At 36.7% G+C, this 21,212-nt stretch carries 21 protein-coding genes and 1 other annotated feature; of the genes, 5 read left to right on the forward strand and 16 right to left on the reverse strand.

Features of this window, described 5'->3' with window-relative positions; genetic code table 11:
- Nucleotides 1-105: 105 nt before the first annotated feature.
- The 7 genes from MHI47_RS13045 to MHI47_RS13075 form a co-directional block, all read right to left on the reverse strand.
- Nucleotides 106-2,607, reverse strand: coding sequence for a DNA translocase FtsK (locus MHI47_RS13045; protein WP_340831101.1), 2,502 nt, complete (start codon nucleotides 2,605-2,607; stop codon nucleotides 106-108).
- A 325-nt stretch (nucleotides 2,608-2,932) separates the two neighbouring features.
- The gene (gene ytpR / locus MHI47_RS13050) at nucleotides 2,933-3,538 is read right to left on the reverse strand and encodes a YtpR family tRNA-binding protein (protein WP_340831102.1); all 606 of its coding nucleotides are present in this window, start codon (nucleotides 3,536-3,538) and stop codon (nucleotides 2,933-2,935) included.
- Nucleotides 3,535-4,350, reverse strand: a complete 816-nt coding sequence (locus tag MHI47_RS13055; protein WP_093536833.1) for a DUF1444 family protein — start codon at nucleotides 4,348-4,350, stop codon at nucleotides 3,535-3,537. Before MHI47_RS13055 ends, ytpR begins: the two co-directional genes overlap by 4 nt.
- 189 nt (nucleotides 4,351-4,539) lie before the next feature.
- Nucleotides 4,540-4,851: a thioredoxin family protein gene (locus tag MHI47_RS13060; RefSeq protein WP_093536832.1), complete on the reverse strand. Its 312-nt coding sequence runs from the start codon at nucleotides 4,849-4,851 to the stop codon at nucleotides 4,540-4,542.
- Between the two features lie 13 nt (nucleotides 4,852-4,864).
- Nucleotides 4,865-5,377, reverse strand: coding sequence for a hypothetical protein (locus MHI47_RS13065; protein WP_093536831.1), 513 nt, complete (start codon nucleotides 5,375-5,377; stop codon nucleotides 4,865-4,867).
- 62 nt (nucleotides 5,378-5,439) lie between these two features.
- A complete protein-coding gene (locus tag MHI47_RS13070) occupies nucleotides 5,440-5,973 on the reverse strand; it encodes a DUF84 family protein (protein ID WP_340831103.1) in 534 nt (177 codons plus the stop codon).
- An 82-nt stretch (nucleotides 5,974-6,055) separates the two neighbouring features.
- Nucleotides 6,056-7,129: a M42 family metallopeptidase gene (locus MHI47_RS13075; protein WP_340831105.1), complete on the reverse strand. Its 1,074-nt coding sequence runs from the start codon at nucleotides 7,127-7,129 to the stop codon at nucleotides 6,056-6,058.
- A gap of 156 nt (nucleotides 7,130-7,285) precedes the next feature.
- On the opposite strand from MHI47_RS13075, the gene MHI47_RS13080 reads away from it, so the two are divergent.
- Entirely contained in the window at nucleotides 7,286-7,600 is a 315-nt protein-coding gene (locus MHI47_RS13080; RefSeq protein WP_093536828.1) for a hypothetical protein, read from the forward strand.
- A 271-nt stretch (nucleotides 7,601-7,871) separates the two neighbouring features.
- On the opposite strand, the gene MHI47_RS13085 is transcribed toward MHI47_RS13080, so the two are convergent.
- The 7 genes from MHI47_RS13085 to pepV form a co-directional block, all read right to left on the reverse strand.
- A complete protein-coding gene (locus MHI47_RS13085) occupies nucleotides 7,872-8,717 on the reverse strand; it encodes a YtnP family quorum-quenching lactonase (RefSeq protein WP_340831106.1) in 846 nt (281 codons plus the stop codon).
- Between the two features lie 74 nt (nucleotides 8,718-8,791).
- On the reverse strand, nucleotides 8,792-9,433 hold the full coding sequence (gene trmB, locus MHI47_RS13090; RefSeq protein ID WP_093536826.1) for a tRNA (guanosine(46)-N7)-methyltransferase TrmB: 642 nt from the start codon (nucleotides 9,431-9,433) through the stop codon (nucleotides 8,792-8,794).
- A 19-nt stretch (nucleotides 9,434-9,452) separates the two neighbouring features.
- Entirely contained in the window at nucleotides 9,453-10,370 is a 918-nt protein-coding gene (locus tag MHI47_RS13095) for a diacylglycerol/lipid kinase family protein (RefSeq protein WP_340831107.1), read from the reverse strand.
- Nucleotides 10,363-11,346, reverse strand: coding sequence for a nuclease-related domain-containing protein (locus MHI47_RS13100; RefSeq protein WP_093536824.1), 984 nt, complete (start codon nucleotides 11,344-11,346; stop codon nucleotides 10,363-10,365). Before MHI47_RS13100 ends, MHI47_RS13095 begins: the two co-directional genes overlap by 8 nt.
- On the reverse strand, nucleotides 11,330-11,893 hold the full coding sequence (thpR, locus tag MHI47_RS13105; RefSeq protein WP_093536823.1) for an RNA 2',3'-cyclic phosphodiesterase: 564 nt from the start codon (nucleotides 11,891-11,893) through the stop codon (nucleotides 11,330-11,332). The genes MHI47_RS13100 and thpR overlap by 17 nt, the downstream gene beginning before the upstream one ends.
- A complete protein-coding gene (gene dat, locus MHI47_RS13110) occupies nucleotides 11,890-12,741 on the reverse strand; it encodes a D-amino-acid transaminase (protein WP_340831108.1) in 852 nt (283 codons plus the stop codon). Before dat ends, thpR begins: the two co-directional genes overlap by 4 nt.
- A 2-nt stretch (nucleotides 12,742-12,743) precedes the next feature.
- On the reverse strand, nucleotides 12,744-14,150 hold the full coding sequence (gene pepV, locus MHI47_RS13115; protein ID WP_093536821.1) for a dipeptidase PepV: 1,407 nt from the start codon (nucleotides 14,148-14,150) through the stop codon (nucleotides 12,744-12,746).
- Nucleotides 14,151-14,489: 339 nt separating this feature from the next.
- Between pepV and MHI47_RS13120 the strand changes: the two genes are divergently transcribed.
- Nucleotides 14,490-14,711 carry a DeoR family transcriptional regulator gene (locus tag MHI47_RS13120; RefSeq protein WP_093536820.1) on the forward strand — a complete coding sequence of 74 codons (222 nt, stop codon included), beginning with the start codon at nucleotides 14,490-14,492 and terminating at the stop codon, nucleotides 14,709-14,711.
- Between the two features lie 36 nt (nucleotides 14,712-14,747).
- On the opposite strand, the gene MHI47_RS13125 is transcribed toward MHI47_RS13120, so the two are convergent.
- Both MHI47_RS13125 and MHI47_RS13130 read right to left on the reverse strand, forming a co-directional pair.
- Nucleotides 14,748-15,470, reverse strand: coding sequence for a pseudouridine synthase (locus MHI47_RS13125; protein WP_340831109.1), 723 nt, complete (start codon nucleotides 15,468-15,470; stop codon nucleotides 14,748-14,750).
- Nucleotides 15,471-15,479: 9 nt separating this feature from the next.
- Nucleotides 15,480-17,096: a putative polysaccharide biosynthesis protein gene (locus tag MHI47_RS13130; RefSeq protein ID WP_340831110.1), complete on the reverse strand. Its 1,617-nt coding sequence runs from the start codon at nucleotides 17,094-17,096 to the stop codon at nucleotides 15,480-15,482.
- 358 nt (nucleotides 17,097-17,454) lie between these two features.
- Here MHI47_RS13130 and MHI47_RS13135 point away from each other — a divergent pair, with 358 nt between their 5' ends.
- The 3 genes from MHI47_RS13135 to MHI47_RS13145 all read left to right on the forward strand — a co-directional run bounded on the left by MHI47_RS13135 (nucleotide 17,455) and on the right by MHI47_RS13145 (nucleotide 21,014).
- Nucleotides 17,455-18,717, forward strand: a complete 1,263-nt coding sequence (locus tag MHI47_RS13135) for a BaiN/RdsA family NAD(P)/FAD-dependent oxidoreductase (protein ID WP_340831111.1) — start codon at nucleotides 17,455-17,457, stop codon at nucleotides 18,715-18,717.
- Between the two features lie 24 nt (nucleotides 18,718-18,741).
- Nucleotides 18,742-18,975, forward strand: a binding site (T-box leader).
- Nucleotides 18,976-19,041: 66 nt separating this feature from the next.
- Nucleotides 19,042-20,430 (forward strand): anthranilate synthase component I, encoded by a 1,389-nt coding sequence (gene trpE / locus MHI47_RS13140; RefSeq protein ID WP_340831112.1) that lies wholly within the window; start codon nucleotides 19,042-19,044, stop codon nucleotides 20,428-20,430.
- Complete coding sequence (locus tag MHI47_RS13145) at nucleotides 20,427-21,014, forward strand: anthranilate synthase component II (RefSeq protein WP_340831113.1); 588 nt, start codon at nucleotides 20,427-20,429, stop codon at nucleotides 21,012-21,014. Before trpE ends, MHI47_RS13145 begins: the two co-directional genes overlap by 4 nt.
- Nucleotides 21,015-21,212 lie beyond the last annotated feature (198 nt).

Here is a 21,212-nt window from a genome sequence, read left to right on the forward strand (position 1 = left end):
AACCTCCTGGGATTAGCCCCACTCATATACATTATATAATTCATGCGTCTTTTTAGACGTATTTATAATTATATCACTATTTCTTATAATACTTAAAAAATAAATTTAACCAAATATTCCCTCTAATGTTTCACTTGTTAATAATACGTCTCTTGCTTTACTTCCTTTTTGTTCTGTAATATATCCATTTTCATACATTGCATCTATTAATCGGGCTGCACGGTTATATCCTAGATGAAACTTACGTTGTAGCAACGACGTAGATGCTGTGCCCTGTTCTACGATAAAACGGCAAGCCTCTTCAAATAATTCATCCTGCTCAGAAGTAATTTCTTTTTGTAGAAGTTCCTCTTGCTCAAACAAATAATCAGGATTCCCTTGACTCCTCGCATATTCAATAACACTTTCAATCTCATCATCAGAGACATACGTACCTTGGATTCGTACAGGGCTAGACATACCATTTCCTTGATAAAGCATATCTCCCTTACCTAGTAAACGTTCTGCCCCTTGCTGATCCAAAATAGTACGAGAATCGATTTGTGATGAAACAGAAAACGCAATTCGTGTAGGGATATTAGCTTTAATCAGGCCAGTAATAACGTCAACAGAAGGACGCTGTGTTGCTAATACTAAGTGTATTCCACATGCCCTTGCTTTTTGTGCAATTCGACAAATAGCATCCTCTACTTCCGTTGGCGCCATCATCATTAAATCTGCAAGCTCATCGATGACAATAACAATATAAGGAAGTTTTTGCGCAAACTGTCTCTTCTCCGTAGCCAGCGTATTATACCTAGATATATCGCGAACGCCGATATGAGCAAACAGCTGATAACGTCTTTCCATTTCCTCCACTGCCCATTTCAATGCAGCTGTTGCAGCTTTTACATCCGTAATAACTGGGCTTACAAGATGAGGTATATGATTGAAAGGTGCAAGTTCTACCATTTTAGGATCGATTAATAGTAATTTTACTTCATCAGGCGTCGCTTTATACAATAGACTTACTAATAATGAATTAATAAATACAGATTTCCCAGATCCGGTTGCTCCAGCTATGAGTCCATGGGGCATTTTCCGAAGATCCAATGTCACTGGCTTACCTGTTAGATCCAATCCCAATGCCGCTTCTAGAGGTGAATCCGATTTTAAAAATGTATCTGTATTTATCACTTCTGATAAGCGCACTGCTCGAGACTTTCTATTCGGGATTTCTATTCCTATGGAACTCTTTCCTGGAATGGGTGCTTGAATACGAATATCTTTCGCTGCTAACGCAAGTTTTAGATCATCTGCTAAATTGCGTATTTTACTTACCTTTGTTCCTTGACCAACCGTTATTTCAAATTGAGTAACCGCTGGTCCCTGTACCATTTGAACAATCTCACCTGTTACTTGGAAATGGGACAAAGCATCTATTAATGTAAAAGCTTGCTCCTCCATCCATTCTCTATCCTCTACATTCATTTCGGGAGGTAGTAAATGACTAATAGATGGTCTCACATAATTTGATTGTTTCGCTTTTTGCTCCTGTTTCTTTAAGGTTTCAACTTCTTGCTCACCTATGGGAACATTTTCTTTTATTTCTTTTTGCTCCTGCTGAATAATTGGCTTTGTTACAGGAACCGCTTTCTGTGCTATCGGAGATAATTTGTTCATAGTATCTATTCTATTCATTTTACTTTTATCTGATTTCAGCATTAATACATTAAATGGTCTAATCTTTTCTTTGACAGGTTTTTCTGGTGCTAAAATATCCGTAGTTTGCATTGGAGCATGTGTTATTTCAGGTATTTCAGTCACTGCTACCTCTGCTTGTACAGCTTCAACAAGCTCATTCACTTGCTCCAACTCGTCTACTACTTCAGCTATTTGTATATCTTCGTTTACTACCTCTATTATTTGCAAATCCTGTTCTAAAACATCCACTTGGGGGTTTTCGCCTAGTTCTGTAACAGGCGATAATTCTTCAAATGGTTTCACTGCTGCTTCTTCAATAATATTTTCTACTAACTCTATTACTTGTACATCCTCGTTTACTGCATCAGTTACTTGCATATTTTGTCTGTTTACATCTGCTACAAGGACTTGCTCTTTTACTTCGCTCAGTTCTGGACCAGGCGTAATAGCTTGAGCATTATTTAATACGTTCGGATTTATCGTTTCCGTTCTTTGTTCTTTTTCTTCCACTTTTTTATTTAGGTTTGTTCTTGAAAATCCATAAACTGGTGATGGTACTTCTGTAGGCGTGAATGCTCTTTTCTTTCGAATTACAGGAGGAGTATCAGCTACTACTTTTTCCTCCACTATCTTCTTCTCTGCTCGGTGAACGATAGTAGGTTTCTGTGCTCGTTGTTTCCAAAGATCTTGTGTATATAGAGGTTTATATATTTGCTCTTCAACTGGAGCCTCTTCTTTATAAATTTCACCTATTTGCTCTTCCTTTGGATATCCATATACAGTTTCATTTTTTTCTTCGTCTGATATCAATGGGAAACGAAAAGGAGTTTTTTTCTTTGTAGGATCTAACGTTTGTTGCTTCTCTTTGTATTCCTCTTCATATTCTTTCTCATCTGAGGCAAATAATTTTTTTAACCAATTCAAATTCATCACTCTTTCTAAAAGATACCTCTTATTCTACCAATAATAATAGGTTTCGTCTGTATTTATAAGGTAGAATGGTAAAAAAATCATGTGTTTTAGGATTTTATCCGAGGGGAATATGCCACTTATGTATTGGAATAGCAAAATATATGGTTAAATATTCCACTCACATGTTTCTTTTTAGGAACAAAAGCGTAAGTACTATATCCTCCTGGACAACACTGGAGTCTGGAAAAGATTCCATTACAGATAGTTTCGGGTCCAGAGTTTTATAATTTTCTTTTCATCAAAAAAAGCACACCTTAAAGGCATGCTTGTCATTTCTTTATACTATAAATTCGCTTCCAACTTCTTTTTGCTCATCTAGGATTAAAATCCCTTTTACTTCAGGTGCATTCGGAATAGCCAATTCTCTTGCAGAACATAGCATTCCACTTGAAGCTACACCTCTAAGTTCAGCATCCTTAATAACCATACCTGAAGGCATAATTGCTCCAACTTTAGCTACTACTACTTTTTGACCTGCTTCTACATTCGGAGCACCACATACAATTTGTAAAGTCGATTCACCAACATTTACTTGGCATACTTTTAACTTGTCCGCATTTGGATGTTGTTCCAATGAATCTACAAGGCCTACCACAAACTTAGGAGATAGATCTGCTTTTAATGTATAAGAAACACCGTTTTTCTCTAATGTTTTTTGCACGGTTTCGATTAATTCAGCAGTTAAAGATATATTACCTTGAACATCTAGCTCTTTGTATTTGCTAAATTCAAAAATGTTTATAGCCAGTACTTCGTTTGTTGTTGCATCTTTTACTTGTGTAACATCACCATTAGTTTCCGTAATAACTTTTTCTGTTTTTTCAGGTGTTAGTTGGATTAATAGTACATCTCCAACTCCAGGTTTGTTGTAAAAAATATTCATTTTTCCTCGTTCTCCTTTGATACTCGATTTTTCGCCATGATGAATATAGGTTCTAAATCTCCGTTTTCGTAGATGAAAGATAATGAAGTAATAGGCACTGTTCCAACCGTGAAGAAATGCATCGTCATTTGCGCTAGAACATCGTAACCTGTTTCATTTCTTATATCACCAATTATCATAACATCTTGATGGGGTACAGAAATAGTCATATCTCCAGTAATTTGTTTTTTCATATCTTTTAATAGCGATTCGTTCAATATACGACTTGCATCATATCCATCGTTATTATTAAAGAAATAAAAAGTATTACCTGCTACCTCATCTATTTTATAATGATTTTCTAATTTTCTCACTTGGAAGAGTGCTCGTTCCCTTACTTCCGTTTCTCTGACTTTCCACTCCAACAACATTTTTTCATCTAGTAAACGGTAAGTCTTACCAAGATCGACTGCATAGTATACGCGTGTTTCTGCTGTATGATCTTTCGTTATAAAACGGTTACCTTCATTCGATTTAAGTGGAAAGGAAGTGGAGCGGATAACGGGATACACGGACAATGATGGATCTATTTCACCGGCCATCTCTTTTTCCATCGCTTGGAATGTTTCGTTTATTGTATATACAACCTCGTTAATCGCCACTTCTTTTTTCATTTCATACTTAGCTAAAATCGGAGGGATTGAAATCTCAATTCCCTTTCCTATTTCTTTATGAGTCAAGCGTAGCTTGTTTGTTTCTCTATTATAATCATACGTGTATATATCTTCGGAAAGCTTTGTTTTTAAATGCCTTACAAGTTCAAGTGCTTTCATTTATTATCTAGTCCTTTCAAAGTGAAACTTCAAGCCGTCGGGTTACTTATCCTGTTGAAAAACGGAACCATACAGGTTTCCCCCAGAAGTTGAACTGCCACTAGGGCATGTTTGGCTATCCTTTGGGGTGGCAGTCCTACTACTTCAGAATAAACAAAACGGTCCACTAGGTGAACCGTTTGGATGGGGTTAAATCGATTGAAGAAATGATTCAATTTCTTCTCTAGTTTTACGGTCTTTACTAACAAACCGACCTTTTTCTTCGCCATTTTCATATGCTAGAAAACTAGGGATACCAAATATATCTAGCTCGATACATAAGTCTATGAACTGATCACGATCTACAGAAATAAATGTAATATCTGCAAATTTTTCTTCTATCTCACCCATAAATGGATCGATGAAATGACAATCTGGACACCAATCAGCTGTGAATTTAAATACAACTTTTCCTTGCTGTTTTATCTCTTTGAATTGTTCTACTGAAGCTAGATTTTCCATATGTACCACTCCTCTAGTTTGTTGAAATGGAACGAACGATAAGCATCATTTTTTCTAAATTTTTCGCAACATCTTGTTGGTCAGAAATAGTTGTTAGTTTGATGCCACCAATGCTCGTTATAAGTTCATACTTTTCTTCACTATTTTCAATAATTGCAGCAAATCCAAATCGTCCATTTTGCTCAAATGTTTTTTCTTCTAATACTTTTAAATTTTTATCAGATGTCATCAAATCATAGTATAGTTGACTACTAGGTAATTCATTTGGATTAATAAAGAGTATAAATGATTCTTTTCCTTTAGAAAGAATAATATTTGTTTCATTAGATTCTTCTTCTATCGAAAAACCACTAGGTATAAAAATATTAATATCATTTACTTTTTCATTTGGTTTTTCTGCGTCGCCTTGAAAAGCTACTTTTGCGTTCTCAAGTCCATCTGAAGTTTGTTCTTCCAAAGAAGAGCATCCTGCTAATAAAATGACAGCTAATGACGCGATCAATAATCGCATCCAAATTCGGGTCATTCTCTTTCCTCCATTCAGTGATAACTGCTATATATTTTATCGATGATTCCCTACAGTTGCAACTACTTGGGCTTATTAGCAAATTCAAATTGCCCAATCAATAATAACATTATATGCTCGAACATTGCACTTCTATTAACAAGTCCATTGGAGAAGACACCAATGGCACCTTCATCGTGACGTATACCTTTCTTATTAGTATAGACGTCCATTACAGGTCCAAGTTCGGCACCGCCTCGTAATTGTTCAGCTATTTCCCCTGGTAGGGGTACACCAGCTCCTGTAGCAGTAAATACGTCACCGGCAGGCGTCGCCAATGCCCCCCAATTACAAATATACAATTGACCATCTATTTCTTGTACGCCGCCTTCTAAACCTATACCAAATAGTGTGTCTGAATCTTCCATTAGCTCATCTATTAACTGCTTTGCTCGGTTAATAGCACCTTGCCTAGTCTCTTCCTGACCCATCGGTTGATCGGACACTAGTGATGGAACTTCTTTGTTTTCATAATTTGCCTCTGGATAATATATACTAGAAATAGTTTGAACTGCTTTTGTTTTAGCTCTATTATGCGTACCTATTAATATTCTCATGCAATAATATTCCTTTCTAGTTAAAAAGATGCCCCGGAAGGCATCTTTTTAAAAGTATAGAGTAACATAGTCACTCCACTACTTATACATTCGATTTAATAGTCTCTATAGTAGTACGGTCACATGATTTAACTAGTTTCACAATAAGCTCTTTGGCTGCAGCATAGTCATCTGTGTGGATGATAGATGCAGAGGTATGAATATATCGTGAACAAATACCAATTACTGCACTAGGAATACCTTCATTCGAAGTATGAACGCGTCCCGCATCAGTACCCCCTTGTGAGATGAAATATTGATATGGAATATTATGTGTTTCTGCAGTATCTAATACGAACTCACGCATTCCACGGTGTGTCACCATTGTACGATCGAAAATTCGTAAAAGTGTTCCTTTTCCTAGTTGTCCAAACTCATTTTTGTTTCCAGATGCATCATTTGCAGGACTCGCATCCAAAGCAAAAAATAAATCTGGATTAATCATATTCGCAGATGCTTGTGCACCACGAAGACCTACTTCTTCCATTACATTTGCACCGGAATATAGCATGTTCGGAAGTTTCTCGTTTTGCACTTCTTTCAAAAGTTCAATAGCCAATCCACAACCATAACGATTGTCCCAGGCTTTAGCCATTATTTTTTTATCATTCGCCATAGGTGTAAACGAACAAACAGGTAAGATTTGATCACCAGGTTTTATACCCATTCGTAGAGCATCCTCTTTATCGTCTGCTCCAACATCTATTAGCATATTTTTTATATCCATCGGTTTGCTACGAAGTTCATCACTTAACAAATGGGGAGGAATAGAACCGATTACTCCTGGAACTGTTTGAGTCTTAGTAACAACTTCCACTCGTTGTGCAAGTAAAACCTGGCTCCACCAACCACCTAGAGGTTGAAAACGAATCATTCCATTATCTGTGATCCCAGACACCATAAATCCTACTTCATCCATATGGCCCGCAACTAAAATTTTCGGTCCATTTTCATCACCTTTTTTAAGACCAAATATACCGCCTAAATTATCTTGAACAATTTCATCTGAATATTTAGTCAGTTCATTTCGCATAAAGGCACGTACAGCATATTCATTCCCAGGTGCTCCTGGTAGTTCTGTCAATGTTTTAAAGAGCGAGCGCGTTTCTGCATTCATTAAAAAAGCCTCCTAAAGCTGTGTAGAAAATTATCTTCCCCTCTATTGTAATAAAAGTTGGGTTCGTTTACTACAATAAAACTTCGTAAACCGAAAAATTTAATCGGAACGAGGATGTATGATACACTAAAAAAAATACGATGAGGAGGAATACTGATGAAATTAAAGGATTACATGATGGGACTTGGAACTGGAATTGTAATTGGTGTTATAGCCAGCCAAGCCACGAAACAAATGGATTTCAATCGTTCAGCAGAATTAGTATTAAATGAAATTAAAAGCTCATTCAAAAAAGAGGGTCCAATCGATGGATCCTGGATATATATGACCCCTGAGAAGTTTCAAAAAGAAGCAATAAGTATGAATGTATATAAAGGTGGAATTTCTCGAGTGAAAGAAGGGGAAATTGAGCAATTCGAGTTCGCAGCAGATGCAAAAACAGGATCCGTCGTGGAATTGGTGAAAATTTAAAAGTGGATGGTTGGTCATGATTTTCTCATGATCAGCCATTTTTTTGTCATCTAATAAAGTTTAGTTGGAATTTTTGGGGAGTTAGTTGGAAAAGAGTAAATTTTCTACAAAAATAACGAGGGCTGACACCGTCACTGCCCTCGCTTTTTTTCTATCCAACTCTAGAACAGTTCCTGAGTCACTCAAGATTTCAGTAAAGTCAAAGGACTCCTTAACTTAAAATCCTACCAAGTGCTTATCGGTGCTGAAATAGGTAATTGAACTTTTCTTTTTATCTACTTCTCTCAACTAAATCCACTATTTCTTTTCCATCTTCGGACCATTTGATCATTCGATAGAAAGCATCGTGATAAAAGCTGAACCAATAATTTTGTTGAAGTGCTTGTTTGACCCATTTTTCTTTTGCAAACACTGAAGTCATCGGAAAATCATCATATGCAAGCACCCACAGTGGGTTTTGGTGAGCATGGGTAGGCATTAGATCTGCCATATGTATGACAGTATCTTCTTGCTGCTTGAATACAACAATACTATGGCCGTCACTATGGCCTCCCGTGTGAATCATCTCTATTCCCTCTACTATTTTAAGAGAATTTGTAAATGGTATCACTTGGTCTTCTATTGGCTCCCAATTTTCTTTCCAATATGTGTTTTTGGAGCGAATGTTAGGATTTTTCATTTCATTCCATTCCACATCGGACACATAAATTTTAGCATTTGGAAAAGTGGAAACAATTCGGTTTTCATCCCATTTTGTTAAACCACAGGCGTGATCGAAGTGAAGATGAGTCATCATAACAATATGAATGTCTTCTGGCAATAATCCTAATTCTACAAGATTATCTTCCACTTGAGATTGATCGGTAACACCGTAGTTTCGCAATTGCTTCTCCGTCATTTTCTGGTAGCCAAGACCTGATTCCATTAAAATGTTTTGCCCCTTATATTGGATGAGTAATGGATCCGATGGCAGTTCAATTTGATTTTTCTCATTGACAGGATATTTTTTTTCCCATAATGGTTTTGGAACAACTCCAAACATGGCACCCCCGTCCATAAAAGTTGTTCCTCCCTTTAACCATGTAAATGACATTTCGTGAAATTGAAACTTGTCCATTCTCCCACGCCCCTTTTCAAATATTCCTCTGTGTATACATTTATCGACCTAGCTAGCATTTCCGCTCAATAAAGTTACACGTATTTTGCTTCAACTCGGTATATTGGTTGACCTTTTGCAGAAAACTTTTCTTCATATTCCGTCATAATATTATCTTCCGGCATATTAACATGCAAATCGAGAGAGACCTCTTTGATAAGCATTCCAAAAGCTGACATACTCGTTAATGAATACTCAAATAAACCTCGATTATCCGTTTTGAAATGGATTTCAGCATGATCTACTAGAATCGATTTGTATAGTTCTAAAAACTCTGCATGTGTTAAACGTCGTTTCGCATGCCTAGTTTTTGGCCATGGATCTGAGAAATTTAGGTATACACGGTCTACGTCATTTTTTTCAAAATACTTTGCAAGATCAGATCCGTTTACTTTCAATAATCGTAGATTAGGTAATGGCTGAGCGGCAATCGCATTTTCTAGCGCTGACACTATCACACTGTCATATAACTCTATGCCAATATAATTGATATCGGGATTTTGCTTTGCCATTCCTGTTACAAACTGCCCTTTTCCTGAACCTACTTCAATATGCAATGGATTGTCATTCTTAAATACTTCTTCCCATTTCCCTTTAACTTCTTCTGGATTTGGGATAACTATTTCCGGATGAGCATTGATAAAATCCTCTGCCCATGGTTTATGTCTTAACCTCATTATTCAAACTCCTCTTTCTTTAACGGTTTGCTAAATTCCATGCATGTGCTTCTATTGAACATGAATAAGCTATATCTTTTTCTGTTATACATGAAAACTCACCATCCACATGGCCATACACTTTATCATGAATAACCATATTAAAATCTGATGATTGATACTGTTTTACCTCTTTAAATTTAGTATGTTTTCCAAAGAATACTGTACCAAAAATAAATAACAATTTCCATCTTGATAATTTGTTTACTACTGTCATCTCAAGTAATTGATCATTAGGAATGGAATCAGGAGAGATTTTCATTCCACCTCCAAAAAAAGGCTGATTACAAATTACAAAAAACCAAACATCATCATATCGAGTGACTTCATCTTTATTATGTAAGGTAAAAGAAAACGTTTTAAACGTTAGTAACTCTTTTATAAGAAATAATATGTATGCAAGTTTGCCTAGCCTAAAAAGGTTCAGCCTGCTTTTCCAAACAGAATAATTTGCAAGGTAAACAACTTTTGCATCAAAACCAAATCCGGCATTATTAACAAATTTGTATTCCGAATTTGGAGTGTTTACTGTTCCAATATCCATCTTGGTGTGGGAATTACTGTGTGCGACTTCCTTGAGGTCTTTCAATGTATGAAAAACATAAAAGGTTCGTCCAAAGTCGTTTCCACTCCCAGCCGAGATTATTCCAACTCGAACATGCTCAAAACCAACTATACCCAAAATAATTTTGTGAATAGTACCATCACCACCAACTCCAACTAAAAGCAAATCATCCGTTGATTCGGCGCATTTTTTGGCTATTTCGGTGGCATGATCTTCTCTTTCCGTCATATAAACTGTGTGAGGAAAATCGATTGTTTCTCTCCATTTCCTCCACACCTTCTTGCCTAAACCATTCCCTGCGTGCTCATTTACGATAAAGACAATATTATTCATTGGTTTCCTCATTACCTATATCCCAACTAGATCTAGAATAAGAAGTGGTTTGTACTAGATCTAATATCGCCTGGGCTGCTTTAAATTGCATATGCTTCATCGGAGAATGTGAAGATTTCAATGAAAGAAACCATTCAGGAAACTTTCTCGTATCGACAAATTCTGTATTGAACGAATTTCCCGGATAATCAATATAACCATTTCTTGAAAGAATTACTTTTTTTATCGGCAATTCTACGTCCTGCTGTTGGAAAATTTGTCCTAATATCGATTCCATTCGATTTAGATTAATCGTAGGATTTAATATTTTCTTTTCATCTTTCCCACTTTTCTTAAGCCAGAATCGTTCCCCACTCCCTATAAAAGCATCGGAATTTTTGCCCTCAAGTACTACAATACAAACAACTTCAGTAGGAAGTACAAGTATAATATCTAGCTCTATTGGAGCCTTTTTTAGCTTTAAGATTGGATAATAAAAGACAAAATAATTATCTGGTAGTTTCAGTGTAAAATCCCTCAGTAGTGTGTCACGCATATATTTTGGATCTACATATGACTTTTCACGTAAAGTGGAACTTGCCCATTTTAATTGAAAGTGAAACAGCTGATCTAGATACATACGTTTTAACTCTTCTTTTGTTTGAGGTTTATAAACTAGTTTAGGTTCAAATAGCAACGTAGTAGATTCTTCTGATACTGGAATCTCTTCCGTCAACTCTTTATTTCCCCAGTCTAAGTCTTCTACTATTTCTTTCTTGCTTTTTGGAAACAGAATGGAGAAAAGTGATTTTTTCTTGTATTCTACAACTACTTCATCTTCCTTTTCAATCCACTCAGAAGTAAAAGAACCTCTTTCCCACTCTTCCTTTGTCCGATCCCACTGTTGTTTTTTTAAACGTACAAACTGCGTTGGGTATCTTTTTAAATCTACTTGATAACGGGAAACATAATCTTGTAATTTAACTAGTTGGGCCATTATTTTCACCCCTCCTCCACTTAACTGTGCATATTTCTTCATAACGCGGAGACCGATTCACATTAACGGTAAAAATGGAGAAACTTAATACGTCAAAGACTACATCAGATAAGTTGAACGCTTTTAAATTTAGCGACTCTAAAGAAGCCCATTTTTTTGCCATTGTAATATGAGCAGTGAAATCGTTTGTTTTCTGTACCTCTATAAAGTTACTTAACAGTTGTACAATTTTTTGCTGCAATAATTGTAAAGAATCGCTTTTTTCTAATGATGTATATACAACACGCGGGGTAGCTTCATTACCAAAATGAGCTACTCCACTTGTTTTCAATTCGAACGATTCCCACTCTAAACGGTTTAGCGAATGAATTATTTGCTGTAATATACCATCTGCTACATGCCCTAAATAATAGAGCGTGATATGAAGATCTTCTGCAACTGGTAAGATTTTATGAGTCCTGTGTAAATTGGTTTTATCACGTTCCTGAATAATTGCAGCAGCTAACTCCTTAGGGATTTTTATAGCGATAAAATAATGCTTGTTCATGCTTCAACGGATGTAGGAATTCTTTTTTCAAAAGCTAATTGTAGCTTTTCAGCCCATTCGCCACGTTTTCCAGTACCAATTATTTTATCGTCAATCGAGATTATTGGCATTACTTCCGCATTCGTAGAAGACATAATCATTTCATCCATTTCTAATGCTTGCGCTTTTGTAAATGCTTCTTCCACTACCGGCAGTCCTACTTCTTCACAACAATTCAAAATAACTTGGCGTGTAATTCCGTTTAGTATTAAATTACTAACAGGATGTGTATACAAAACTCCATCTTTAATACCATACATATTAGAAGATGAACCTTCTGTAATTGTTTCTCCACGATGTAGTACAGCCTCATAGCAGTCTTTACTAACAGCTTCTTGTTTTGCTAGAACATTTCCTAACAAATTTAACGATTTGATATCACATCTAAGCCAACGAACGTCCTCTACAAAGCAAGCTTTTACTCCATTTTCTAACTGTGTATGTGGGCGTGTTGTTTCTTTTGTATAGGCTGTTAGAACAGAATCCACTGCTGGAACTGGAAAATTATGCTGACGCATGCTTGTTCCTCGGGTAACTTGAAGATACACTTGACCATCTTGAAGTTCATTCATTTCAATAAGTTCGTGTAACATTTTATGCATCACGTCTTTTGTATATGGAATAACTAGTTGAATCTTGTCTGCACTCGCATATAGTCGATCAATATGCTCTTTAGCTGTGAACATATCGCCGTTGTATATTTTGATCACTTCATAAATTCCATCTCCAAATTGATAACCACGATCTTCGAATCCAATTTTCACGTCTTCTTCTTGTACAAATTGATCATTCCATAATACTTTTACCATGTTCATTCTCCCTCCGAATTTGAGCTTCCAGCAAGTTCAACTATTGCATCTGCATAAATAGCAGTTGCTTTTATTAGATCTTCGATATCTACATATTCATCCACTTGATGTGCTACATCTTTTCTGCCAGGGAACACCATACCAAATGCTACCCCTTTTTCTAATACTCTTGCATACGTGCCGCCACCGATAGATAATAACTCTGCTTTTTCACCGGTATGTCTTTCATATACTTTTTGTAAAGATTTAATAAGTATATCTTCTTTATCGACATAATGAGGCTTAGAATTAGTACTTAAATCCAAAGTAATGCCTGAACCACTAAGTACTTCTCTGCAGGCACTTAATTGTTCGTCAAAAGGATAGCTTACAGAATAACGCAAACTTACTTGCGTACAAGATCCTTGTGCAGGGGCATAGTGAATAACACCAGGATTTAAGGTCGTATCTCCTGAAAGCTCATCTGTGAAATTGAGTGCCAGGCCATGCCCTCTGCTATCTTCTCCAAATGCATTTACTAAAAAGTTAACGAACGCTTTGGAATGTGGAGTAAGATTAATATCTTGTAAAAATTTAGCCAATAGTATACCTGCATTAATCCCATCATCTGGCTCCATTGCATGTGCAGATTTACCAAAAACAAGCACTTTAACCATAGGGCCTTCTTGTGTGACTTCTCCCTCAACTTTAAATTCAGCTGCAAATGTTTGGAACTTTTCTTTAATCATATGGAGACCACCGTAGATAACTGCGAATGCTTCATCTGGCACCATATTTGTACGGTTACCTGCTTGGAAAAACTGAATCGTTTCTGTATCAGCAGAACCAGTTTGTGTAAAGATCAAACTCGCGATTCCTTTTTCTGCATTAATAATTGGGAAATCAGCATCCGGTGCAAATCCCATCTGAGGCATTGCTTCCTTTGCAAAATATCTATCCATACAACGGAATCCACTTTCTTCGTCTGTCCCAATAATGAGACGGACTTTTTTGGATAGCTTAATCCCTGCTTCTTTTACTAATTTCATGGCCATCCATGCAGCAATAGTTGGACCTTTATCATCTATAGCACCACGGCCATACACTCTATCGTCAGCTACAACACCTTCAAACGGTGGATACGTCCAATTTTTACCTTCTGGCACGACGTCAACATGACAAAGGATTCCTAATATATCTTCGCCTTCACCCATTTCAATATGTCCAGCCATATTATCTACATTTTTTGTGATAAATCCTTCTTGCTCACCTTCGTTCAACATGTGGAGAAGAGCCTCCAACGGTTTAGGTCCAAAAGGCATTTCATCACTACCTGCTTTTTCATCCATGACACTTGGAATTTGTATTAATCTTTGCAATTCTGCTATGATATCTGCCTTTTTGGATTCTGCTAGTTCTAACCAATTCATATTAATATCCTCCTAAGTAATGCTTATATTCCATTTTACACTTTTTATAGTAAAAGGCACAAAAAAAGAAGGCATTTTATAACCTTCAGGCAGTGTTTTGCCAACAAAATAACATTCTTTTCTGACTTGGTATTCACTGGAAAGAATTGTGAATGTTTTGTAAATATGATTATATCTATAGAAATTTTAATAGAAATCTATTATAATGGAATTGTCAGAAAGTAAATACTTTGACTATCATTTTTTAAAGGGGCTGTAAATTGCAATTACTCAGTTGCTTTTCACCCAAGTCGTCCGCTAGTCTAGCCAAGGGATATCATGATGAAGGAGTGGTTACTTATGAAACCAACTACTGATCGGATGCTAACTCGAATAAAAGACATGTATATGTTCATCCGTGATCACGGGACAGTTACAACACAAGATTTAGTCGATGAATTTGGCATCACTCCTCGCACAATTCAACGAGATTTGAATGTGCTTGCTTTTAATGACTTAATCATTAGCCCAACAAGAGGTAAATGGACCACGACGAACAAACGCGTTAAAATGACATCTTAGATATGAACAATATGAAAAGAATGACCAAGCTAAAACTTAAGCCTGGTCATTCTTTTGCTGTATTTGTGTTAGCTCTTCTTCTGTTAGTTCTCGATATGTACTTTCTGCTAATGTAGCATCCAACTCAAGTAACCCCATCGAAAGCCTTTTTAAGTAAACTACGTTTTTTCCAACTGCTTCAAACATTCTTTTCACTTGATGAAATTTACCTTCTGTAATGGCCAATTCGATTTCAGAAATAGAATCACTTTTTAAAACTTTTAGTATGCCTGGCTTTGTATGATAGCCATCATCTAATATTACTCCATTGGAAAAGGCTGTAATATCCGATTCATCTACTACACCTTCTACTTTCGCGTAATACACTTTGGGTACGTCTTTGTTTGGTGATAGAAGTCGGTGTGTCAAAGCCCCGTCATTCGTTAATAGAAGAAGACCTACAGTATCCTTATCTAATCTTCCTACTGGATATGGTTCAAAATGACGTACGTCTTCATCTAATAGATCTATGACTGTTTGCTCCCTAGAGTCCTCTGTCGCAGAAATTACTCCAGGTGGTTTGTTCATCATTAAATAGATGAACTCTTTATATACTACTACGTCTCCGTAAACTGTCACTTTATCCTTCAGCTCGTTCACGTGCATGGAGCTGTCTTTTACAACAGCTTCATTTACTTGAATAGCTTTGGATTTGACCAATATTTTTACTTCTTTTCTTGTACCATATCCCATATGAGATAGAAATTTATCTAATCGCATTTTATTCTCCTAAAAACCAATTTTTTTGGTAAAGCGTGTAAGTCTCTCTCCGAAGAGTTTTTGAGCAAGACCCAAGCGTAATGTAACAAAAGCATAAAATACAGCTCCAATACCAGCACAAACGATAATCGCAAGTAATCCTTCTAGTTTAGTATCAATCGTCATGAATTGTCCAAATCCTAATTTGACTAGGAACACAAGCACTAACATGATTACATTGACGATAATAATAAGCATTACTCTTCGAACGACCATATTCGATTTATAATGTAATGTCTTGCGAATAGCAAATAAGTTTAACCCGATTGCCACTAGATAACCACATGCTGTAGCGATAATAGCACCATCAGTTTCAAAAGCTTTAATAAGTGGCGTATTTAGGATTAGCTTCGTTAGTATTCCAAGCAATAAGTTTAAAATTATTAACTTCTGACGATCAATTCCTTGTAATATCGCAGTCGTTACTGGATATAAAGCAAACAATATAGCAACTGGAGCGTAATGGGCAAGTACGGTTGCCCCTGTTTCACTAGCTTCATAAAACACTAAGTAAAATTCATCTGCTAACACAGAAATCCCCATTGCTGCAGGTACAGTTAAAAACAATAAAATTTGGAATGATTGGTCCAACGCTTTACGAACCTGTACAAAATCTTGTTTTGCATAATAACTAGTGATCAACGGGATTAGCGTCATACTAAAACCAGTTGCGAGCATGACAGGAATCATTACAAGCTTGTGGGTAGTGTAATTTAACATGCCTAATAATGTGTTAGATATATCCCCACCTATTCCAATGACAGACATCGCATTATTAAACGTAATCATATCGATAAATTGGAATAAAGGATTAATAACTCCTACAAGCGCAAAAGGAACAGTATAAATTAACATTTCTCTATAAATATTTGTTAATGATACATCTGAACTAATCTTCCCTGATGTAGTTAACAAATTGTTAAACTCCGGCTTCAATTTTTTCCAATACCATACGAGAACGACTAATCCTGCAATTGCACCTAAAAACGCGGCAAATACAGCAAAGGATACTGCAGTCTTTTCTGTACCATTGAATACATAAACAACAAAGAAACCACCAACTAACACAAATAGGATTCGAACAATTTGTTCCCATAATTGAGAAATTGCTGTAGGTGTCATATGTTGATATCCTTGGAAAAATCCTCTTACTAAGCTCATAACCGGAACTACAATAACTGCAAAACTGACAAATCTAATCACAGAAGCTACATCATTTACGGAAAATACTGCTTCATCATCTTTAATAATAAGATGAGCTATTGGATCTGCAAGGAAGTAGAGGATTAAAAACCCTAAAAACCCGGTCACTCCCATAAGCAACATGCTCGACTTCACGAGCTTTCTTCCAGTAGCATAATCTCCTTGGGAATTATATTTAGATACGAACTTTGATACAGCAATTGGTACTCCAGATACTGCAATTGCTAGCATGATGGAATATGGAGTATAAGCGTATTGATAAAGTGCAATATACTCCTCCCCCACTATTTGATAGAAAGGTATTACATATAGAACACCTAGTATTCTCGATAATAAGAGACCAATTGTTAAAATCATTGTCCCTTTCAGTAAATTTGATGCCATCTAACCCTTCCATTCTTATCAAATTCGCCTCGGCGAATGTGCTCCTGCGTAATCTCGTCGCAGAAAACAGTGCCCCCAGATTTTTCTCAAGCTCGCCTGAGAAATTCATCTAAAAATCTGTGGCATCCGCCGGAGGCTTTAACTTTATTAAGCAGAGGTTTGTGGATACCATTTAGTTGAATACATATTTTGCATTCACCACATCACTTATAGAAGTGGGATACTTCTGCTCCTGAGCAAGCTCATCGCAAAAAATATTTGCTTAATAAAGTTAAAATGTCTATCTTACAGTTTACAACTGTCTAAACAAAACCACAATCATGTATAATAAAGAAAAAACCGAAAGTGTGAATATATTATGTATGACGTTATTGTAATTGGTGGGGGTCCCTCAGGACTGATGGCTGCTGCGGCGGCTGGGGCAGAAAACAAAAAGGTACTACTAATCGAAAAAGGAAATAAGCTTGGGAAAAAGCTTGCTATATCTGGTGGTGGTCGTTGTAACGTTACAAATAGACTACCTCAAGAAGAGATTGTAAAAAATATCCCTGGAAATGGCCGCTTTTTATTTAGCCCTTTTTCTGTATTTAATAATGAGGATATCATCGAGTTTTTTGAAAATCTAGGAGTTGCTTTAAAAGAAGAAGATCACGGAAGAATGTTCCCAGTTTCTAACAAGGCGATGGATGTTGTAAATGCTCTATTAGATGAATTGAAAAGACTACAAGTAGAAATCAAGTTAAATTCAGTAGTTTCCAAGTTGTTAATGAATGATGAAAAAGTAATTGGTGTAAGACTAGCTTCAGGTGAAGAAATCACTTCCGGTGCTATTGTCGTAGCGGTTGGGGGCAAAGCAGTTCCTCAAACCGGATCTACTGGAGACGGATATCCTTGGGCAGAAAAAGCGGGTCATACTGTCACGGATTTATATCCGACAGAGGTACCTCTTTTATCCAATGAGACATTCATCAAATCGAAAGAACTTCAAGGCCTTGCACTTCGAGGCGCTGGTGTTTCTGTGTTAAATAAAAAAGGAAAACCAATAATTACGCATGAGATGGATATGTTGTTTACTCACTTCGGCTTAAGTGGACCAGCCATCTTAAGATGCAGTCAATTTGTTGTAAAAGAACAAAAGAAAAATGGCGGACAACCTGTCTCTGTTCGAATTGATAGCCTTCCAGAACAAAATGAAGAAGAAACTTTTCAAATGCTTCTATCTGCTTTGAAAGAAGATCCCAAAAAAGCAGTAAAAAATGTGTGGAAAGGTATTGTTCCTGAAAGATGGCTATTGTTTTTACTTCAACGTACTGCTATTCAAGAAAGTGAAGATGGCCAAAACCTTCCGCATGAAAAGATTCGTGCACTCGCACATGAGTTAAAACAATTCAATGTCTTTGTTTATGGGACACAACCATTAGAAAAAGCCTTTGTTACTGGTGGAGGTGTATCCATCAAGGAGATAGAACCAAAAACAATGGCGTCGAAGAAGAAGCCTGGACTCTATTTTTGTGGGGAAATATTAGATATCCACGGATACACAGGCGGCTACAATATCACCTCTGCTCTTGTTACAGGTAAAATTGCTGGAATGAGTGCCGCAAAATCGATTGAATTATAAGATAATTTATATTACAATATACGTTAATAAGCGATTAGGAAGAATAGTAACTTTATGAAATGCTCTAGAGAGCTGACGGTAGCTGCGAGTCAGTGCAAGCAATAAAGTGAATGGGCTTCTTAGCTCCAAAGCTGAACGTATATATAATCAGTAGGTTTTGGCGTTCGTCTACGTTATAGGACTCGCAACTGTCAGGTTGCAATAAGTGGATTACAATAGTAATCAATAAAGGTGGCACCACGGCTCTCCGTCCTTTGCGATGGAGGGCCTTTTTGTGTTTAGTTGAGTTGAGCTGAGATTAGTTAAGAATAGGAGAGCTGAGAAATGACAGTTGAGACAAAAAGTTATCAAATGAAAGAAATCCAAGGAGATATGATGACTCCTATATCCATTTACCATTCTTTGCACGGAAGGAAAAAAGTGTTATTTGAATCCTCCGCTAAGCATGAGGAAAGTGGAAGATACTCCTTTATTGCAGTTGACCCTATCGGGGAACTAACCGGAGACCAGCATGGATATTCACTATCCGTCGAAAATCGTGCAACCGAAAGTGAACACAGGTCAGTGATAGAAAAGCTTAAACAGATGATGCCAATTCATCAAGACTGCTATCCATTTTCTTTTTTTGGTGGTGCTATTGGCTATTTCGGATATGAAACTGCTTTTTATAATGAAAAAATAGGAGATTTATTAAACGACGAATTAGATATGCCAGATGTACATGTTATGTTTTACGATACGTTTATTATTTTTGATCATCTAAAACAGACGGTTTCCATAGCTGCGATCGATTTATTCCAAAATGGGCGTTCTTCAGATTCGATGACTGATGCTATAGAAAAGATATTGTCTGAACTAGAGCAAGGACCGATAAATCCTGAACGAACGGAACCCTCTCTCTCCTTTAAACCACATATTCAGGAGAAAGATTTTACGAATATGGTGGAAACAGCAAAGGAACATATTTTAAAAGGCGACATATTCCAGGTTGTCCTATCTCAACGTTTTACCTCTCCATTTGACGGAGACCCTTTTTCGTTGTATCGACAGCTTCGTACTTCCAATCCATCTCCTTATATGTTCTATATGGACTTTGAAACTTACACTATCTTGGGGACATCTCCCGAAAGCTTAGTAAAAGTAAAAAATGGAATAGTAACAACGAACCCTATAGCAGGGACAAAGCCTCGCGGGAAAACTCCTGAGGAAGATGCTCGCATAGCTCATAATTTATTGCATGATGAAAAAGAAGTTGCAGAACATCGAATGCTCGTAGATCTTGGACGTAATGATATTGGTAAAATAGCTGAAATAGGAACTGTTCAAATTGAGAAATATATGAAAGTTGAATACTATAAATACGTCATGCATATTGTGTCTGAGGTGACTGGTCAACTAATTGAAAATGCACATATTTTAGATGTGTTAACTACCTGCTTACCTGCTGGAACTGTTTCAGGTGCACCGAAAATTAGAGCTATGCAGATTATAAATAATTTAGAACCAATGAAACGTGGGATCTACGCGGGGGCTGTCGGCTATGTATCTGTTACAGGTAATATGGATTTGGCACTTGCCATTCGAACAATGGTTGTAAAGGATCATTATGCCCATGTTCAAGCTGGAGCTGGTATTGTCCACGATTCTATTCCAAAGAGTGAGTATGAAGAAACGATTAATAAAGCTAAGGCTCTCTTGGAGGTGCAACGATGATTTTGTTAATCGATAACTATGATTCTTTTACGTATAATTTATATCAACAAGTCAGTATGTTAGGCAAAGACGTTAAAGTCGTTCGGAATGATGCTATTACTATTGAAGAACTCGAAGAGCTAGACCCTGAGGCTATTATTATCTCTCCTGGCCCTGGTACTCCTGTAGATGCAGGTGTATCGATCGACATTATTCAGAAGCTATACAAAAAGTATCCCATTTTAGGCATCTGTCTTGGCCATCAATCGATTGGCGCAGCTTTTGGAGCAAAAATTGTGCAGGCAAAAACCATTAGGCATGGTAAAATGTCCACCATATCTTATAGCCCTCAAGCTTTGTTCAAAAATTTCGAGGAGCCAATTTCAGTCATGCGATATCATTCACTTGTGATAGATGGAGAGTCATTAGTAGACGAACTAGAAATTCTAGCAAGGTCAGAAGACGACAATGAAATAATGGCTATCAAACATGTCGACTACCCCTTGTATGGCCTTCAATTCCACCCGGAATCTATTGGGACAGAACAAGGAAGCCGAATAATGCAGTCATTCATCGAAAGCTTCGGAGAAAATTATGTAAAATAAGGTAAGTTGGAGTTCCTAGGATCGTTCTAGGAGCTTTTTTGATCCGAAAAATCTCTTACAGGTGTTTTAGTTGGAATTTTGGAGGGTTTAGTTGGAAAAATGAGAGGTTTAGTTGGAATTTTGAGCACGCTAGTTGGAATAAACAAAAAATAGCAAAAAGCAGCTTATCCCTATTAAGGACAAGCTGCTCTATAAGAT

The organism is Psychrobacillus sp. FSL H8-0487, from assembly GCF_038008385.1.
GTDB classification, from domain to species: domain Bacteria; phylum Bacillota; class Bacilli; order Bacillales_A; family Planococcaceae; genus Psychrobacillus; species Psychrobacillus psychrotolerans.

Coding starts and splice junctions, on each gene's coding strand:
- ytpR (WP_340831102.1), bottom strand. CDS start 3,538: ATGAATATTTTTTACAACAAACCTGGAGTTGGAGATGTACTATTAATC.
- MHI47_RS13055 (WP_093536833.1), bottom strand. CDS start 4,350: ATGAAAGCACTTGAACTTGTAAGGCATTTAAAAACAAAGCTTTCCGAA.
- MHI47_RS13060 (WP_093536832.1), bottom strand. CDS start 4,851: ATGGAAAATCTAGCTTCAGTAGAACAATTCAAAGAGATAAAACAGCAA.
- MHI47_RS13065 (WP_093536831.1), bottom strand. CDS start 5,377: ATGACCCGAATTTGGATGCGATTATTGATCGCGTCATTAGCTGTCATT.
- MHI47_RS13070 (WP_340831103.1), bottom strand. CDS start 5,973: ATGAGAATATTAATAGGTACGCATAATAGAGCTAAAACAAAAGCAGTT.
- MHI47_RS13075 (WP_340831105.1), bottom strand. CDS start 7,129: ATGAATGCAGAAACGCGCTCGCTCTTTAAAACATTGACAGAACTACCA.
- MHI47_RS13080 (WP_093536828.1), top strand. CDS start 7,286: ATGAAATTAAAGGATTACATGATGGGACTTGGAACTGGAATTGTAATT.
- MHI47_RS13085 (WP_340831106.1), bottom strand. CDS start 8,717: ATGGACAAGTTTCAATTTCACGAAATGTCATTTACATGGTTAAAGGGA.
- trmB (WP_093536826.1), bottom strand. CDS start 9,433: ATGAGGTTAAGACATAAACCATGGGCAGAGGATTTTATCAATGCTCAT.
- MHI47_RS13095 (WP_340831107.1), bottom strand. CDS start 10,370: ATGAATAATATTGTCTTTATCGTAAATGAGCACGCAGGGAATGGTTTA.
- MHI47_RS13100 (WP_093536824.1), bottom strand. CDS start 11,346: ATGGCCCAACTAGTTAAATTACAAGATTATGTTTCCCGTTATCAAGTA.
- thpR (WP_093536823.1), bottom strand. CDS start 11,893: ATGAACAAGCATTATTTTATCGCTATAAAAATCCCTAAGGAGTTAGCT.
- dat (WP_340831108.1), bottom strand. CDS start 12,741: ATGGTAAAAGTATTATGGAATGATCAATTTGTACAAGAAGAAGACGTG.
- pepV (WP_093536821.1), bottom strand. CDS start 14,150: ATGAATTGGTTAGAACTAGCAGAATCCAAAAAGGCAGATATCATAGCA.
- MHI47_RS13120 (WP_093536820.1), top strand. CDS start 14,490: ATGAAACCAACTACTGATCGGATGCTAACTCGAATAAAAGACATGTAT.
- MHI47_RS13125 (WP_340831109.1), bottom strand. CDS start 15,470: ATGCGATTAGATAAATTTCTATCTCATATGGGATATGGTACAAGAAAA.
- MHI47_RS13130 (WP_340831110.1), bottom strand. CDS start 17,096: ATGGCATCAAATTTACTGAAAGGGACAATGATTTTAACAATTGGTCTC.
- MHI47_RS13135 (WP_340831111.1), top strand. CDS start 17,455: ATGTATGACGTTATTGTAATTGGTGGGGGTCCCTCAGGACTGATGGCT.
- trpE (WP_340831112.1), top strand. CDS start 19,042: ATGACAGTTGAGACAAAAAGTTATCAAATGAAAGAAATCCAAGGAGAT.
- MHI47_RS13145 (WP_340831113.1), top strand. CDS start 20,427: ATGATTTTGTTAATCGATAACTATGATTCTTTTACGTATAATTTATAT.